At 46.3% G+C, this 16,256-nt stretch carries 16 protein-coding genes; 5 read left to right on the top strand and 11 right to left on the bottom strand.

What is annotated here, in order from left to right:
- Nucleotides 1–28: 28 nt before the first annotated feature.
- From QUB66_RS23305 to QUB66_RS23260, 10 genes are all read right to left on the bottom strand, one after another.
- Nucleotides 29–271, bottom strand: a complete 243-nt coding sequence (locus tag QUB66_RS23305) for a TPR end-of-group domain-containing protein (RefSeq protein ID WP_332969872.1) — start codon at nucleotides 269–271, stop codon at nucleotides 29–31.
- 53 nt (nucleotides 272–324) lie between these two features.
- Entirely contained in the window at nucleotides 325–663 is a 339-nt protein-coding gene (locus tag QUB66_RS23300) for a type II toxin-antitoxin system PemK/MazF family toxin (RefSeq protein WP_332969873.1), read from the bottom strand.
- Nucleotides 650–1,051, bottom strand: a complete 402-nt coding sequence (locus tag QUB66_RS23295) for a type II toxin-antitoxin system Phd/YefM family antitoxin (RefSeq protein ID WP_332969874.1) — start codon at nucleotides 1,049–1,051, stop codon at nucleotides 650–652. Before QUB66_RS23295 ends, QUB66_RS23300 begins: the two co-directional genes overlap by 14 nt.
- A 54-nt stretch (nucleotides 1,052–1,105) precedes the next feature.
- Entirely contained in the window at nucleotides 1,106–2,209 is a 1,104-nt protein-coding gene (locus tag QUB66_RS23290) for a tetratricopeptide repeat protein (protein WP_332969875.1), read from the bottom strand.
- A 185-nt stretch (nucleotides 2,210–2,394) separates the two neighbouring features.
- Nucleotides 2,395–2,997 carry a Uma2 family endonuclease gene (locus QUB66_RS23285; protein WP_265233384.1) on the bottom strand — a complete coding sequence of 201 codons (603 nt, stop codon included), beginning with the start codon at nucleotides 2,995–2,997 and terminating at the stop codon, nucleotides 2,395–2,397.
- 144 nt (nucleotides 2,998–3,141) lie between these two features.
- Nucleotides 3,142–3,660 (bottom strand): Ycf51 family protein, encoded by a 519-nt coding sequence (locus QUB66_RS23280; RefSeq protein ID WP_332969876.1) that lies wholly within the window; start codon nucleotides 3,658–3,660, stop codon nucleotides 3,142–3,144.
- A gap of 90 nt (nucleotides 3,661–3,750) precedes the next feature.
- Entirely contained in the window at nucleotides 3,751–4,809 is a 1,059-nt protein-coding gene (locus QUB66_RS23275; RefSeq protein WP_332969877.1) for an adenylate/guanylate cyclase domain-containing protein, read from the bottom strand.
- Complete coding sequence (locus QUB66_RS23270) at nucleotides 4,806–5,180, bottom strand: response regulator (protein WP_265233387.1); 375 nt, start codon at nucleotides 5,178–5,180, stop codon at nucleotides 4,806–4,808. The genes QUB66_RS23275 and QUB66_RS23270 overlap by 4 nt, the downstream gene beginning before the upstream one ends.
- Nucleotides 5,173–8,823, bottom strand: a complete 3,651-nt coding sequence (locus QUB66_RS23265; protein ID WP_332969878.1) for a response regulator — start codon at nucleotides 8,821–8,823, stop codon at nucleotides 5,173–5,175. The genes QUB66_RS23270 and QUB66_RS23265 overlap by 8 nt, the downstream gene beginning before the upstream one ends.
- A gap of 536 nt (nucleotides 8,824–9,359) precedes the next feature.
- A complete protein-coding gene (locus tag QUB66_RS23260; RefSeq protein ID WP_332969879.1) occupies nucleotides 9,360–11,873 on the bottom strand; it encodes a sensor histidine kinase in 2,514 nt (837 codons plus the stop codon).
- 359 nt (nucleotides 11,874–12,232) lie between these two features.
- Between QUB66_RS23260 and QUB66_RS23255 the strand changes: the two genes are divergently transcribed.
- Nucleotides 12,233–12,511, top strand: a complete 279-nt coding sequence (locus QUB66_RS23255; RefSeq protein WP_332969880.1) for a hypothetical protein — start codon at nucleotides 12,233–12,235, stop codon at nucleotides 12,509–12,511.
- Nucleotides 12,512–12,802: 291 nt separating this feature from the next.
- Here the strand turns inward: QUB66_RS23255 and QUB66_RS23250 are convergent, their stop codons facing one another.
- The gene (locus tag QUB66_RS23250) at nucleotides 12,803–14,122 is read right to left on the bottom strand and encodes an ABC transporter substrate-binding protein (RefSeq protein ID WP_332969881.1); all 1,320 of its coding nucleotides are present in this window, start codon (nucleotides 14,120–14,122) and stop codon (nucleotides 12,803–12,805) included.
- 383 nt (nucleotides 14,123–14,505) lie between these two features.
- Here QUB66_RS23250 and QUB66_RS23245 point away from each other — a divergent pair, with 383 nt between their 5' ends.
- The 4 genes from QUB66_RS23245 (at nucleotide 14,506) to QUB66_RS23230 (ending at nucleotide 16,187) form a co-directional block, all read left to right on the top strand.
- Nucleotides 14,506–15,045 (top strand): hypothetical protein, encoded by a 540-nt coding sequence (locus QUB66_RS23245; RefSeq protein WP_332969882.1) that lies wholly within the window; start codon nucleotides 14,506–14,508, stop codon nucleotides 15,043–15,045.
- A 163-nt stretch (nucleotides 15,046–15,208) separates the two neighbouring features.
- Nucleotides 15,209–15,394 (top strand): hypothetical protein, encoded by a 186-nt coding sequence (locus tag QUB66_RS23240; protein WP_332969883.1) that lies wholly within the window; start codon nucleotides 15,209–15,211, stop codon nucleotides 15,392–15,394.
- Entirely contained in the window at nucleotides 15,378–15,737 is a 360-nt protein-coding gene (locus QUB66_RS23235) for a type II toxin-antitoxin system PemK/MazF family toxin (protein ID WP_332969884.1), read from the top strand. Before QUB66_RS23240 ends, QUB66_RS23235 begins: the two co-directional genes overlap by 17 nt.
- A 24-nt stretch (nucleotides 15,738–15,761) precedes the next feature.
- A complete protein-coding gene (locus QUB66_RS23230) occupies nucleotides 15,762–16,187 on the top strand; it encodes a hypothetical protein (protein ID WP_332969885.1) in 426 nt (141 codons plus the stop codon).
- The last annotated feature ends 69 nt before the right edge of the window (nucleotides 16,188–16,256 follow it).

The raw sequence follows: 16,256 nt of genomic DNA, 5'->3' as shown, positions 1-16,256 counted from the left end.
CTTCGAGGGCTTAGCTAACGAACTATCCTTAAATTAACGCTTTAAATTTTGGGTGCGATCGCACGCTGTCAAAATTCGAGTTAGTTTTTGCCATTTCTCGGTATTTGTCAGGATTTATATTGATGGCTTGCTGCAAGTTTTGAATAGATAAGTCAATCTGACCTTGTAGTGCATAGCAGACAGCTTTATTGTAAAATGCGTTGTCGTCATCTGGTTTCAATTCTAAAGCTTTGTCGTAGGAGGCGATCGCATCTGGGCTAAGAATTCCCAAGTCTCACGCAAGATATAATTTTTACCTATCGGCCATCACTGAATTAGAAAATGTCACCTTAGAAAATTGTACAGTTTCTCAGCAATTTGAGCCTGTGTATCTGATGACACTTCACCCAACTCACGCTGAACAATCACTGTAGAAACAGTCACCAGTTGATGCAGCCTGATAGCAGATGGAACCCGCAGTCTCGAACCCGGAAAGTCAGGATGAGAAGCATCTAATACGATATCTGTTTCCAGTAGATTTGTGGGCAGGCGACTTGTAATATAAGCAATAATAACATGACGCCTCGCTCCCAAAGGGTTAGTCAAGCAAGCTACTGGACGCAGTTTGTTGGCCGATAAGTCATCATAGGGAAACGGTACTAGGAAAATCTTACCCTTGGTCATGGAATGGTTTACCGTCAGTTATACTATAAATGTCTTCTTCGGGGTCAAGAATCGAACCAAAATCAGGATCGATCGCTACTGTTTTAATCCATTCTGAGTCGTAGAATGGCTTGCCATCAGCTAAAGTGTAGATATCTTCGGCTGAGTCTCTAAGGGAATCAAAGGCTGGATTTGCGATCGCAGCTTTTAGCCATTCATATTCTTGTAGTTTTGCTTTGTTAATGAGGGCAGCTTCTAGTGCTTCCAGTCGCTTCAGGTCAGCATAAGTAATGATAGCAGCGATCGCCTTTCCTTCCTGTTCTATGACGATTCGTTCTCCACTATCTTCAATACTGGCGATGAGTTCGGGAAATCTGCCATTAATTACAGTTACATTTAGTTGAGTCATCTTTCTTTTGCCTCATTATTAATTATTCTATCAGATCGCGTCTGCTAGCTATCACTATTCTTCAATCAAGGCTTGAAACTGAGGGTGCGATCGCACGCTGTCAAAATCCGAGTCAGTTTTTGCCATTTCTCGGTATTCGTCAGGATTTAGGGCGATCGCCCGCTGCAAGTTTTGCATCGATAAGTCAACTTGACCGTTTAACGCATAGCAGCAAGCTTTATTATAAAATGCTTCGTGATAATCTGGTTTGAATTCTAAGGCTTTGTCGTAGGAGGCGATCGCCTCTTCCACTCTGCCTAATTTAGCCAGTGGATTGCCCCGATTGTTCCAGGATTCGTGATAATCTGGTTTAATTTCTAAGGCTTTGTCGTAGGAGGCGATCGCCTCTTCAAACAAGCCTAATTGAGCCAGTGCATTGCCCCGATAGTACCAGGCTTCGTGTTTATCTGGTTTGATTTCTAAAGATTTGTCGCAGGAGACGATCGCCTCTTCAAACAAGCCTAATTGAGCCAGTTTAGAACCCCGATTGTACCAGGCTGCGTGGTGGTCTGGTTTGATTTCTAAAGATTTGTCATAGGAAGCTATCGCCTCTTCAACCCTTCCTAATTTAGCCAGTGCATTACCCCGATTGTTCCAGGCTTCGTCTTTATCTGGTTTGATTTCTAAAGCTTTGTCGTAATTGGCTATTGCCTCTTCCCACAAGCCTAATTGAGCCAGTGCATTGCCCCGATTGTACCAGGCTGCGTGGTCATCTGGTTTGATTTCTAAGGCTTTGTCGTAGGATGCGATCGCCTCTTCAAATCTTCCTAAATTATACAGTGTATTGCCCCGACAATACCAGGCTTCGTGATAATCGGGTTTGATTTCTAAGGCTTTGTCGAAGAAGGTGATCGCCTCTTCAAATCTTCCTAAATTATACAGTGTATTGCCCCGATAATACCAGGCTTCGTGATAATCGGGTTTGATTTCTAAGGCTTTGTCGAAGAAGGTGATCGCCTCTGCATATTGTTGAGAATAGCCATAAAGTAAAGCTTGTTCAAAAAACAATTTAGCTTTTTGTTCTGGTGTTTGCCCATCTTCATCAATTAAAGCTTGAATTCTCAGCAATTCCCGTTTTTGTTGGGCATTTAAAGTTTGTTCATCTTCTATATTCATCATTTATTCCTCTTCATCAAACTCTCAATTTTCCAAGTATAACCGTAGGGTGCATCAGGGGAAAATCCTTGAGTAAGTGGTTAAAATCTTCGGCCATGACGCACCTAAGAATCACTATTTTGTCCGGTGCGTCGCTATGAGATTGTCGAAATTTAGTTAAGAATTTTTCATGGCGACACACCCTACCACTAAGCTAATAATACCAAATTCGCCGTCAAAACCAATTCTGGAAAAGTCGGCGAAACAATTTGTTCGTCACCTTGAAACAGAGTGCGCCGATATTTCCCTTCAGCATTTAGCGAAAAAACAAATACCGTCGGAACTTTCGGGTTTCCCAAATACTCTCTTTTCCCAATTGCCAAATAATCAATAATCCAGTATTCAGCAATACCCAAACGTTCGTATTCATCTAGCTTGTCAACATAATCATCTTCCCAATTAGTTGATACTACCTCCACAGCTAACTGAATCGGCGATTCGAGTGCGGTATAGGATTTGCGTTGGGCACGCCACAAAGTGCGATCGATAACACTGACATCAGGAACTCGTCCTTGCTCTGTACCTTCTTTTGTGGTAGTTTGGATCGTGATGCCTCGTTTTACGACATAGTTGAGTTTTTGCCGATCGCACTCTTGATAAAACTGTCTGTCTGCAAATTCAGCAACGTCATCGTGATTTCTGGTAGTTGCCATTTTGACAATCTCTCCGTTCACCAATTCATAGACACCATCTTCCGGGCAAATTTCAATAAATTCGTTAAAACTTACTTTTTGTTTGGTGGTTGCAATCATTTTTTTATTATTCCTCGACTCGACAGTGAGTCTGGTGCGTCGCTATGAGATTGTCTGTCAATATTTATGGCTTGTCAATGGCGACGCACCCTACAACTTTAATTAGGTAGAGAGGAATAAATTCCTCACTACGAACCTTTGTTTTTAGGCTTGGTATTTTTTCAGGGTTGCGACTTTTTCGGGGAAGATGTCGATCGCCATTTTCTCATCATACCTAGTCGCGAGCGATCGGCGCACCTCGCCCAAAAACAGCGGCTGCGACAAACCAGGTTCGGGATGTACGATCGTCCGAACGCGGATTGTCATGTAGTCTCTGCCACTTCCAGAGCGCCCTGGAGAGTACAAATCCGCAGCTACTTGCTGCATCGTTGCTTCTAACTCTGATTCAGTGATCGAAGGTGGCACGGTAACTACTGTTTGAGCGCCGCCAGTATCGTAAACTAAAGAATAGCGAACTGCGCCGGGAATTTCCGTGCGGGCAAAAAGTCCCAAACCGAGACCGAATACACTCGCAGCGATTACGGCCATAAAGCTGGTCACTCCTACCAATCGGAAGCGAAAACCCCATTTCAAGATAAATGCTATGATTGTTAAAACAAACAAAGCTGCTGTGAGAATTCCCGCCCATTGAGCGTACATTAAAAGATTAGAATTTACGTTCATTTGTTGACTGTTGACTGTTGACTGTTGACTGTTGATATTAGTTACCGATACCCGATGACCAATGACCAATGACTGATGACTAATGACTAATTAGCCTTTTCGGCCCACAAGCAGATAAGTCATCATATCGCCTTTTCCCTTCACTGGAATCACGCCACGCTCTTCAAAAACGTACTTGTCCTGCAGGCGTTCGTAGGTAGCAACTGTCACCTGAATGCCGCCCGGTACGCCTTGAGATTCCATCCGGGAAGCTGTATTTACTGTGTCGCCCCACAAATCATAAGTAAATTTTTTAGTACCGATTACCCCAGCTTCCACCGGGCCTGTGTGAATGCCGATGCGGATGCTGAGCGGCTGTCCTCCCTTGGTGCGAATCTTAGCGATTGCTGCTAGAATGTCGATCGCCATTTCTGCAATCTTTTCGGCGTGGTCGTTAGTCTCCTTAGGCAAACCGCCAACCACCATATAAGCATCGCCGATCGTCTTAATTTTCTCAAGTCCGTAGCGATCGGCCAACTCATCAAAAGCCGAAAAAATCTCGTTGAGCAATTCTACCAACTCCGCCGGCGACAAATGAGCCGAAAGCTTCGTAAAACCGACCAAATCGGCAAACATTACTGTTACTTCAGCGAAACTGTCGGCGATCGTAATTTCCCCTTGTTTGAGGCGTTGTGCGATCGGGCCTGGTAAAATATTCAGCAGCAAACGCTCTGACTTTTCCTTTTCCAGCGCCAACTCCCGCAAATACGTCTGTTCCTGATCCCGCAGCCGCTTCTTTTCCAGACAAGCGCTAATCCGAGCCTTCAGCAATACCGGATTGAAAGGTTTAGAAAGATAATCCTCCGCGCCCAACTCAATACAGCGGACAATACTATCGATATCGTCCACCGCCGAAATCATAATCACCGGGATGTGGCGCAAATTCTCGTCAGCTTTCAGATTTTCCAGCACCTGATAGCCGTTCATTAACGGCATCATAATATCCAGAAGCACCAAATCAAACGGCTCGCTTCGCATCAGTGCCAGAGCTTGCACACCATCTTCAGCAACAGTCACCGTGTGGCCTTGACGCTGAAGTCGGCGAGCCAGCAAATCGCGGTTCACCTCATTATCGTCAACAACCAGGACGCTGCCTTCGCCAGTTTTCATTGCATGGCCTCTTTCAGAAGCGTTTCGATCTTACTCAAAAGTCGGGGAAATTCCACCGGTTTGGTGTCATAATCGTCGCACCCGGCCGCTAAACACTTTTCACGATCGCCCGCCATTGCGTGAGCTGTCAGCGCAATCACCGGAATCGTTTTAGTTGAAGGATCTGCCTTAATTTTCTGCGTGGCTTGCCACCCGTCAAGCACTGGCAGACTCATATCCATCAGAATTAAATCCGGTACTTTGTCGAGGGCCATCGAAACCCCCTCAGCACCGTCAACTGCAATAAAAACCTCATGTCCCTTGCGGGCCAGACGCCTAGAAAGCATATCTCTATTCATTTCGTTGTCTTCGACCAACAGGATTTTAGCCATTGGTGTTCTCCTTGCCTTTCGAGTCGTACCTGCGATCGAGCCTGTCATTCACTATAGAACGAACATCACGTAGTAAAGTATCGCAACTGTAGACTCCCTTGTGTAAAACCCGATCGACATAACCGTTGAGTTGCTGACTTTCTGCGGTAGTCAGGTCTTTAGCGGTAATTACGACGATCGGTATAGGATCTTCAGAATGCGACTTGCGAAGTTCAGCAATCAACTCAAAACCATCCATTTCTGGCAGCATCAAATCCAGCAAGATCAGGTGGGGGCGAGCAACCGCTAGCTGTTCAAGAGCAGTGCGTCCGCAGTCAGCTTCCGTCACAGCCCAGCCTTGTTTTTCTAGTATGCGCCGCAGTATTTTGCGGGTGGCATCATCATCTTCCACAACTAATATCTGACAGGACAAACTGTGAGCCACAACGCCGTCCTTGTCGCGTCGGTACTTATTCAACAAAGCAACCAGTCGTTTGCCGTCCACTGGTTTGGTGAGGTAGTCCGAAGCGCCCAATGCAAAGCCGAGGCTTTTGTTGCCCACAAAGGATAGCAGGATTACGGGAATTTCGGCAAGATCAGGATCTGCCTTCAGGGCGGAAAGCACCGCCCAGCCGTCCATTCCGGGCATGATCACGTCCAGGGTAATCGCGTCTGGCCGCAGTTGCTTAGCGAGCATGAGGGCTTCCTCGCCGCTACCGGCGACTTCTATGTGCAGTCCTTGGCGAGCCAGGGCACGCTTGATCAAATCCTGTGAAATAGGGTCGTCGTCAACTACCAGTACCGTGCCGACAGCAGGTGCATCTGCTACCCTAGTGCTGTCGCGGACTTGGTTGGCGATTTCCGGCTGTTTGATGGCGCTGGGCAAGAGTACAGTGAAAGTGGTGCCTTCGCCCAAGGTGCTGCTTGCCTCAATGTTACCACCCATCATCTGACAGAAGCGCTGGCTGATAGCTAGTCCCAAACCGGTGCCACCATATTGCTTAGTAGTTGAGGCATCAGCTTGGGTGAAAGGTTGAAAAACTCGCTGCAATTGCTCTTGTGTCATGCCGATGCCGCTGTCGGTGACGCGGAAACTTAAAAATTCGGAGTTAGAAATTAAAATTTGGGCAGATTCCTCTTGATTTTTCATTCTTAATTGTTCATTGGTAATTCTTTCAACTCCGATCGCAATTTTCCCGTTTTTGGTAAACTTGGCAGCGTTGCTGAGCAGGTTCAGTAGCACTTGCCGGACTTTGGTCATATCGGCGTGCATGGTGTCGAGGTTTTCTGGACAGTAAACTTCTACCGTGTTGCCGTTTTTTTCGACTAGCGACTTGGCCGTGGCGACAGCGCTTTCAATTAAGTTATAAATGTCGAAGTTTTCTAAGTAAAGATCCATTCGACCTGCTTCAATTTTAGATATATCTAGGATGTCATCGATCATCGACAGCAGGTGTTTGCCGGCGGTGCGGATTTTTTCGAGGTCTGAGACGAAGGTTGGATCGCCAGAGTCTTCGGCTTCTTCTTGAAGCATTTCGCTATAGCCGATAATGGCATTGAGGGGCGTGCGCAATTCGTGACTCATGTTGGCGAGAAATGTGCTTTTTGCCCGGTTGGCTGATTCTGCTACTTCTAGGGCCGATTGCATGGCGGATTCTGCAAGTTTGCGATGGGTGATGTCAATGACTGTGCCTTCATAGTACAAAACCCTGCCACTTTCGTCACAGATGCTGCGGGCGTTTTCGGAAATCCAGATCGTGCTGCCGTCTCGGCGGTATATTTGGGATTCAAATTTTGAAATTTGGTGGTGCGCGGCTAATTGGGCTACAAACTCCGCCCGTCGGTTGGGGTCAACGTAAAGTTGGCGGTTGAGGTTTGCGAGTTCGGCGAGCAGTTGAGCGACTGTTTCGTAGCCGTAAATTCCGGCTAGTGCAGGGTTGGCGCTGAGGTAACATCCGTCTGGGGCGGTCTGGAATATGCCTTCGACTGCGTTTTCAAAGATGCTGCGGTATTTGGTTTCGGCTTGTCTTAAAACTGTTGCTGCGCGGTGGCGTTCTAGGACATTGGCGAGCATTTCTCCTACCATTTTTAGAGGAGTGGATATTTCGGTCGATCGATCGACTGCGGGTTTGCAACTGTCTAATCCGAGAAATCCTACTAGGTTTTTACCGCACATTAGCGGAATAATGATTAGCGATCGCGGATTTTCTTGCGGTTTTTTTAATTTAGTTTTTCGGGAATGTGCGATCGCTGTTTGGGATGGGGAATCAGTCAGGAATTCTGCTGAATTTTTGCCTGTCAACCGGGCAATTTCGGCTTGGACTCCGGGCGGAAGTTCGCTGATTTCTCTGATGTGCAGGCATTCGGCGCGATCGAGCTTTTCTGCAATCCAAGGAATTTGTGCGATGTCTATTTCTTTGTCGGTGCTATCTGTTATTAACGCAATGCCGTCGCAGCAACACTCGTAGGTTTTGTGGGCGCGAGTTTTGTCGAAAGATAACAGGTAGATGTAACTGCGATCAAAGCCGCTGAACTGGGTGATTGCTTCGAGAGTGCGATCGATGCCTTTGTCTATTTCCGATCCGAGCTGGCCGATCAAATCGGTTGACAAACTGACAATCAACCCATCGAATTCTACTCGATTCTGCAAAGATTGTGTTACTTTTTGGCGATCGGTAACGTCTCGAAAGCTCCAGACTCTGCCGACTATGTTCGCTCCGACTTTTGATGGCAATGAATTAAATTCGATAAATCTTCCGTCTTTGAATTCTAATATCTCGCTGATTTGAGTATCTGGATCTGCCGACACTTTGATCGCCTTTTGGATAAATGCTTGGGGGTCTTTTAATTGTTCTCTGGCGAAGGAGAATTCTGTGGCGATGTTGTTTTTGATTGAGCTTGTGGGCGATCGGCTCAACTTTCCTGCTGCTTCAGACCAACCCCACATCTCGACAAATCTCTGATTATAGTGGCATACATTGCCGTTGTTGTCAACCGCGAGAATTCCAGCATCTGTAGATTCTAGAACTGCTGGCAGCATCGAGAGTGATCGCTTGTGTTCTGTCATGTCAAAAAACACCAAAACTGATATTTCGCTCCCATCAACTGCGGGATTGAAAAAATAGGAAACTGGTAAGATTTTGCCATCGCGACAGAGAAACTCGTCGTCCCAATTGCTGCAAGGTTGACGGTCGGCGATCGCCTGTTGTAAAGATAGTGTAGGTGCGATCGCCCCATCTGCACTTTTGCTTCGTTTCTGTTTCCGATCCGTCAAAACTGGGGATTTCTTGCCTTGCTGTTGCTGACTGGCGATGCGCTCTAGCAGCGCCACGCCTGTAAGTTCCGACTCTCGCCACCCCAGCAAGCGCTCAGCCTCTGGATTCACCGAGATCACCAACCCGTTGCCGTCTAGGATACACAATCCCGCCCCTAAAGTGTTGACAGTGGATCGCAGGCGATCGAATTCTGAAGCTGTTGGAGAATCTTGAGGGGATTGGGGCGAGGATGTCAAATCCTGTAGCGCCAGCGGTTGCTGCTGACTTGGAGCGCCATCGTAGCTACAACTTACCTGCTCTAAGAATAGCTGCCACTGCTCGGCAGTGAGAGGGGGGGACTCGCCGGCTAAACCGAGCTGTTCGAGTTGGCGCTGGAGGTGGGGATGCATAATTTCTGGCGCTGGGAAGGCAACTTTTTACAGTATATCTTTTAAATTAATAGTATATATACGCAGGTAGATATTTAGTGAACAGGTAGGCGATCGAACTCTATCACAAATTTTATGGATCAGGCGATCTGGAGCATTTCTATCCAAAATATTTAAAAATGTGCTACTTCTATTTATAACAAAATCCCGGAACAAGAATCAATAAAAATGACAATCTTAGCAATTCATAACATCCTAGCCCTCTTGACGGTTGCTGTATTATCAAATAAATTTAGATTGTTAACAAGCCAATCATCGGAATATCGAATTCACTCAAAAAATGTATCATCAGAGCAAGTTAAATGACGCTAAAAAAAATCATTCTGCACCACAACTCGCTTTTGGGGATAGCTAGATTTAAGTGAAAAAACTGGGTTGATGGATCGAGAGTATTTCGGGTATGATAAAATGATTGGAGTTTTTTAGCTGGTAGCGAAAGAATCAGCAAATTGCGGAAACTAATAAAATTGGCAGATACCGACAACTCACAAAAATTATTATTGATCAGATTTTTCTAGGAAGAACGAAGTTTCGCTGAGCATAGCTGGCAGTCGAATTGTAAAAATAGAACCTTTCTCCAACTCGCTGAATGCGGTAATGTCTCCGCCCATCATTTCGCAGAATTTCTTAGTAATTGTCAGCCCTAAACCAGTGCCCCCGTACTTCTTAGTAGTTGAGGAATCGGCTTGGGTGAAAGGATCGAAGATTTTGGCTAACTGTTCGGAACTCATGCCAATGCCGTTATCTTTGACTGTAAAAACAATCCGATCTTGAGAGGAAGATAAGGAAGAGGAGCTATTTTCAGATGGGCTAATTCCTCTATAGGCTCCAATTTTTTTGCGTCTCTGGGCAGTCTCGGCGGGGGTTTCGGCGCAGCGGGTAATGGTGAAAGTAATCGCGCCCGATGAGGTAAACTTCAAGGCATTGCTGAGGAGATTGAGCAGGGACTGGCGGAGTTTAGTTAAGTCGTTCTGCATCGATCCAATATCCTCAGGGCATTGTATTTCTAAGATATTGCTATTTTTGTCTGCCATCGGCGCGATCATGGCGACTACTTCTTCAACCAGATTTAAAATGGTGAAGGTTTCGATGTGCAAGTCGATGCGGCCTGCTTCAATTTTAGAGAAGTCGAGAATATCTTGAATTAGCGCTAGTAAGTGCTGGCCCGCCGTGCTAATTCTTTGGAGGTCGTCGATGAACTCTTCGGCACCAATATCTCGCGCGTCTTCTTGCAGGAGCTCGCTGTAGCCGATGATGGCGTTGAGAGGAGTTCTGAGTTCGTGACTCATATTGGCGAGAAAAATGCTTTTCGATCGATTTGCAGCTTCGGCGGCTTCTTTTCCCCGCCGGAATTCTTCGGAACGCAAGCGTTCGGTGATGTCGCTAGTCATGATTAAAACGCACTGATTGCTGCCGAGGTCGATGAGTTCTAGAGACAGCAGCCAGTCGCGCACTTCGCCGGCTTTGGTGCGAATTTTGATTTCTTGGTTGCCGATCGAATTTTGTTCCTGCAACATCTGGGCAAGCCGCCGCCCGTCTTCTGAATTGACCCACATTCCTAATTCGTTGGCGGTGCGATCGATAAATTCGTGCTGCCGCCAGCCTAATGAGCGCAAAAAGCTTTCGTTGGCATCGAGGAAGCGTCCGTCTGTGAGGGTGCAGATGCTGATGCCGACTGGGGAGGCGTGAAAAGCCTTGGAAAATCTTTCTTCTGAAGAACGCAGGGCGACTTCGGCCCGCTTTCTGTCTGTGATGTCTTGGACGGTGCTGGTGATGTAGAGGGAGTTGACTGCTGCTTGTTCGCAGACTGTGCGGTTGCTGCCGTCGGGGAGTAGGAGCCTGTAATCGATGGTGTAAGGCTGTTGCTGAAATAAAGCGGCTTCGATCGAGCTTTTGACCAATTCTCTGTCTTCGGGGTGCACGTATTTCAAGAAGGCTTCGAGGCTGGGTTCAAAAGTTCCCGGTTGCTGTCCCAGGATGCGATAAATTTCCTCTGACCACCGCAAATGCTGGCTGTTGCGGTCTAAGTCCCAGTTTCCTAGCTGGGCGATGCGCTGGGCGTTGGCGAGGCTGGCTTCGCTGGCGCGCAGCGAGGCTTCTGCTTGGTTGCGTTCGGCGACGGTGGCGGCCAAGACTAAGCCTGTGACGGCGATGACGGCGATGAAGGCTTGCAGGGATAACAGTGCTTGGGGGATGCTGCTGGCGTGTTTGAAAAAGGGGCCGCTGCTTCTGGCTATGCCCCAGATGGCGAAGCCGCAGAGGATGAAGTTGGAGAGGGCCGTGTAGCGCTGGCCGAATCGAAAGGCAGCCCAAACTACTAGGGGAAATGGTAAGTATTCCAGGGGGTAGCGGGCGTAGGCGGCGCGGGTGCGGGAGCAGAAGACGAGCCAGCCGATTGCTAGCAACAGCAACAGCCAAATCGCTCGTTCAGCTATCTGTTTGGGATTAGTTGGGACTTTGGGCAATTTGCGCCAGGTCAGCAGCAGCGGGGCGACGAGCAAAATTCCCATCGCGTCTCCTACCCACCAAGTCCCCCAAATTGTGCCAAAATTGCTCCACTTAGATAAACCAGTCAGGCACACGATGATGCTGCCGATGGTGGAGTTGATCAGGGTAGATGCGAAGGCTGCTAGTCCGACTATTCCTAAAACGTCTTTGAGCCGATCGAGTCCGGCGCTAAAGTTAATTCGCTGTAGCAGATAAGTTCCCGTCCACGCTTGCAAGGTTCTGGCGCCCGCTGAGATCAATGCCGTGGCGATGTTGGTCGACGGTGCGCTCATGCTGAACAGGAAGCCTCCGATCGCAATTCCCGGCCACAGTTGCCGCCCGAACAGCAGCAGGGCGACTTGGGCAATTCCTGCTGCTGGCCACATGGGGTAGATTTCTGAACTCAGGGTGAGGGTGGAAATTGCGAATTGTGATGCCAAATAGTAGATTAGGGCGATCGCCCCTACTGCGAGGAAGTACCGCCAGGAATGTCCTTTGATGGCGTTAAGGAACTTTTTCTGCATTGTCGTTTGGGGAAAAGGTTAACGGTTGTTGGGGTCTCAGTAGGTGGCACGGGACGGGCACAGGGTAGGGAAAATCCTTCTATTAGGTGATCGTAGGTCATGGGTGGTAGGTAGGGGGAGAATCTGTTGAGATCTAGCCTTTCGAGCTCTCATATTAGGTACGCGAACCGCATAGGGCATAGGGCATAGGGCATGAGGCTCTCCTCACTTTTTTTGAGAACCGATATAACTTTTTGTGGAGCGGTTGAGGGTTCGGTTTTTTTGCTGTGCGATCGCATCTGGGTATAAATTTCGGGAGCATCCCTTTTTTGCTAATATATCGGTGATGGCTCAGCATTCGGTGGGTTAATTTTTGGTTTTTGTTAAAGATTTATGACCGAGCCACTGCGGGTGTCTTTTCGTGTCGGGCGATCGCAACTCAATTCATCCTAACATTTTGCACCATTCTCAATAATATAGCAGAAGGAAGAAGGAAGAAGGAAGAAGGAAGAAGAAAGAAGAAAGAAGGAAGAAGGAAGAAGGAAGAAGGAAGAAGTAATATAATAACTCATGTTTCCGAAATTAAGAACGTCTTCACTGTCTGGGCGGTTGCTATACCGAATAAGCCGATAACAGTGAAGCTAAATCTCAGATTTTAGGTAAGTTAGTGGCAAGAAACCCGGTTTCTGACTAGAAGTGCAGGCGGGAATGATTTTCATGAGATTTTCAACCAATTAATCGAGGTTTGAAGTCTTTCCTCGAATACAGTGAAAGCGGAGAATTTACATCAAAAAAACATTCTCTATTTCCCTTTGATTGTTGCAATAGAGTGATTCTCGAATTTCGTGAATAATCGCCATTTCTCTTGCCAATGACCAATGACCAATGACCAATGACCAATGACCACTGACCACTGACCACTGACCACTGACCACTGACAAATCTGTACCTCACTTTGCAATATCTAAAGTTAGTGTCAAACGCTCTTGAGCTTCTTTAAGAGCGTCTTGGGGATTGCGGCCGAGAAGAGTTGCTTCTATGGCGCGGCCAAGGTTTTCTGACACGCGAGAGTAACCTGAGATGATTGGGCGCGATCGGGCTGAGTTCATTTGTGCTAAAAATACTTTCAAAACAGGGGTTTTTTCGACAAAACTTAGATAAGCTTTGCTCTGTCTTGATTTTAAGTTAATTGGCAAGTAACCTGTGCCCAATGCCCAGGCTGTTTGGAATTCTTCGCCAAGAACGTATTCTAAGAATTCAAGGGCTGCTTTCTCGTGTTCTGGCGAGGTTTTCATTAAAAATAGGTTTTCACCACCAACAACGGTTGCGGGGCGTTTGAGGGCGGGTATAGGCATCACTGCGTAGTCGATCGCACTTTGCTGCAATTGTGCTAGAGTCCACGGCCCGGTGATTTGCATTGCAACTTTGCCGGCGATGAAGTTGTCGAGTTCGTAACCACGCTCCGGTGCTGATAGTATTCCTGAACCTTCTGTTAATAAGTCCTTCCACAATTCCAAGGCCGCGAGAGAACCCGGATTGTCTATTTGGGGTACAGGAGTTTGAGGTGTTTGGGCCTTGAGTTCGCCACCTGCGCTGAACATGAATGGCAGCCAGGTGAATACTGTCCATTCTCCTTTGCCTAGGGGGAGCACTATGCCGTGTTGATCGGTGCCGCCGTCTCCGTTGGTGTCTCGTGTGAGCGATCGGGCTGCTTGCTTTAATTGTTGCCAATTCTGCGGCACTTCTTTAATTCCGGCTGCGGCAAACAAGCTGGGACGGTAAAATATTCCTGTGTTGTTGGTGGCCAGGGGAATTGACCAAGTGTGTCCGCCGAGTTCCATTGACTCGAACAGTGACGGATCGATTTCGGCTTTGATGGGGGATTTATCGAGCCAGGTTTCTAGGGGTTTAAGTGCTTGCAGTTCTGCTAGTTTACCGGCCATTGTGGGAGTATTCCACAGCAAGTCTGGCGGTGCGTTTCCTACTATTGATGTGAGGATTTTTGGCAGTTGTTGGTCGGGTTGACCAATATAAATTGGTTCTACTTGGACGTGGGGATGTGTTTCGTTGAATTTGTCGGTGAGAGTCTTAAATACATCGCGATTGGGCGGGGGATTGATACCGTGCCACAGTGTGAGTTTAATTCGATCGCTATTTTTGGGGATATTTTGACAACCACTTAATATTAGCAGATTTAACGCAAGTAAAATGCAAGCAGCTAGTTTTAGTTGCCTTTTAATTGTTTTGGATAATTTGGTGGATAAAATCATTTTTTAGTTACATTCAGGGCAGAAGATTTTTTTTAACGGCCGGTGGACGCGGATGGACGCGGATGGTTAGAGGTTGTTCAACAGTCGATCGTTGACAGTTGAATGATGAGGGCGACTTCTAACTGGAAAGCAGAGGACGATCGTAATCAATAGTTTTCTTTTAATTTCTCTCTAACAGGAAGAGGCTTTAAACTAATTCTTTCTGGTGCAACCAAATTTTGCGTAATTCCTGGATAATTATTGATTTTCCCACTACAATCGTTACATAGTTATTATTTTGGTGACTCGCCCTGAATAATCCCCTGCCAGATCCCGGACACAATAACCCGCAATCTCAACTCAATGATTTTCTGCAATCTTTAGACACCGACACGCCGCAGACTGTGCAACATTCAGATCTAAATTTAACACCAAATCATTTACCGGACTATTCTCAACAGCCTAATTTTATCCAGACTAACCAACCAGACATTGTACCAGATTTATCTCAAGCTGCACGGGCAGACAGTAACCCAAACCATGACTCGCATCAAACATCAAGCCTAGATTCACATCATCAACAAGTTTGGACAGTCAACTCTTCCTATGCAACTGTTCCTGGGGGCGATCGTACCATGAACGGCCCCCACATAGATATCCGGGATAACGGGCACATTTATCTGCATCAGCTCAACGGTCACACCGTTGATGTCGGTGATGTTCGAGGCCATGCCATGTATAATTCATCTGGGTGGGAAGTGGGTTACTTCAAAGACAATGGAGAAGTCTATAAATATAATTATCACTCAGCGGATAATTTTATCGGTAAAATAGATAATGGTCACATTTATAATGTAGACCATAAAGAAATAGGACGCGCTGATACAAATCTGGAAGGTGCAGCCCACCTCTTATTTGTAGTAGGAGGCGGCGCGATGACTTGATTGATTAATCGTGGGTTACGCGGCGGCCCAGAAACCGGGTTTTTTCCGAAATACTTCGTTACTACGAAAGAACTCCCGAAAAACCCGGTTTCTTGGGGACAAAGAGGAAATCAAAAGGATCGATATATAATGGTAACATACCTTTGTCGAGGCATAGTTAACTATGAGCGTTAGTTTAAGTATTGCAGAAATCAAAGAAATTATTGGACAGCTACCAGTTTCAGTATTAGAAGACTTACTACAGCAAATCCAAGAAAAAATAGAAACTGAGAAATTCATGCAGCTAGCCGAAAGTGGTTTCTCTGAGTGGTACGATCCAGAGGAGGATATTTATGAGTCAAAAACCTAATCCCGGAGAAGTCTGGTTAGTTTCTTTTCCTTTCAGTGATTTAACTATCAGTAAACTTAGGCCAGCTTTAGTTGTAGCTAGACACCGCCAAGAATTAATTATTTTAGGGATTTTTTCTAAAATTCCCCCTGGTAATTTACTTCCAACTTGGGTATTGATTGCAGATACAGATTCAAATTTTCCGCAGACTGGTTTGTTGAAAACATCTCTAGTTAGGGCGGATAAAATTACCACTGTTAATGAGTCAGTTTTTGACAGAAAGTTGGGCGAGTTACCATCAGATTTGAGCAGATTAGTCAGTTTAGCATTGAAAGTTTCTCTTAATCTTGTCAACGAACTTTAACCATTAACCACTGGAGGAAATTTTATGACGAAAGCATTACCAGGCAAAAAAAGTGTTTTGGTTCAGATTAGAGATGATGCTAATGCGAAACTTTTTCCGACAAAAGATCAAGCAGATATCCAAGCTGAAACCGCTCTCTCTATTGCTAACATCAATGCAGATACTGCGATTTCTATTGCCAAGATTAATTCAGAAAACGCTAATAAACAAATAAAACTACAAGAAAATATTTCTATTCTCCAAGCCTTGCAACATCAAGCCACCCTTGATGTCACAAGGGAACAAGGTGAATCAAACCGAGATTTACAGCAATACCTCGCAGAAATGAATATTGCTTTTCAAGCTAATGAAGGCACACTTAACCGCGAGTTACAAGATAAATTAGCGCAATTAAATTGGGATTTTCAAGCCAATGAAGGCCAACTCAACCGCGAACATAGCGCAGGGTAAGAGCATCTTCATTAAGCTTGACACAAAGGTTCAGAAGAACCTAAGATATGATCGGCGAAACAAGAAGTC

Origin of the sequence: Microcoleus sp. A2-C3 (genome assembly GCF_036706065.1) — a bacterium.
Taxonomy (GTDB): Bacteria; Cyanobacteriota; Cyanobacteriia; order Cyanobacteriales; family Microcoleaceae; genus Microcoleus.
Note: the sequence above shows the minus strand (reverse complement) of the source record. Positions and strands in the feature narration are given on the sequence as shown.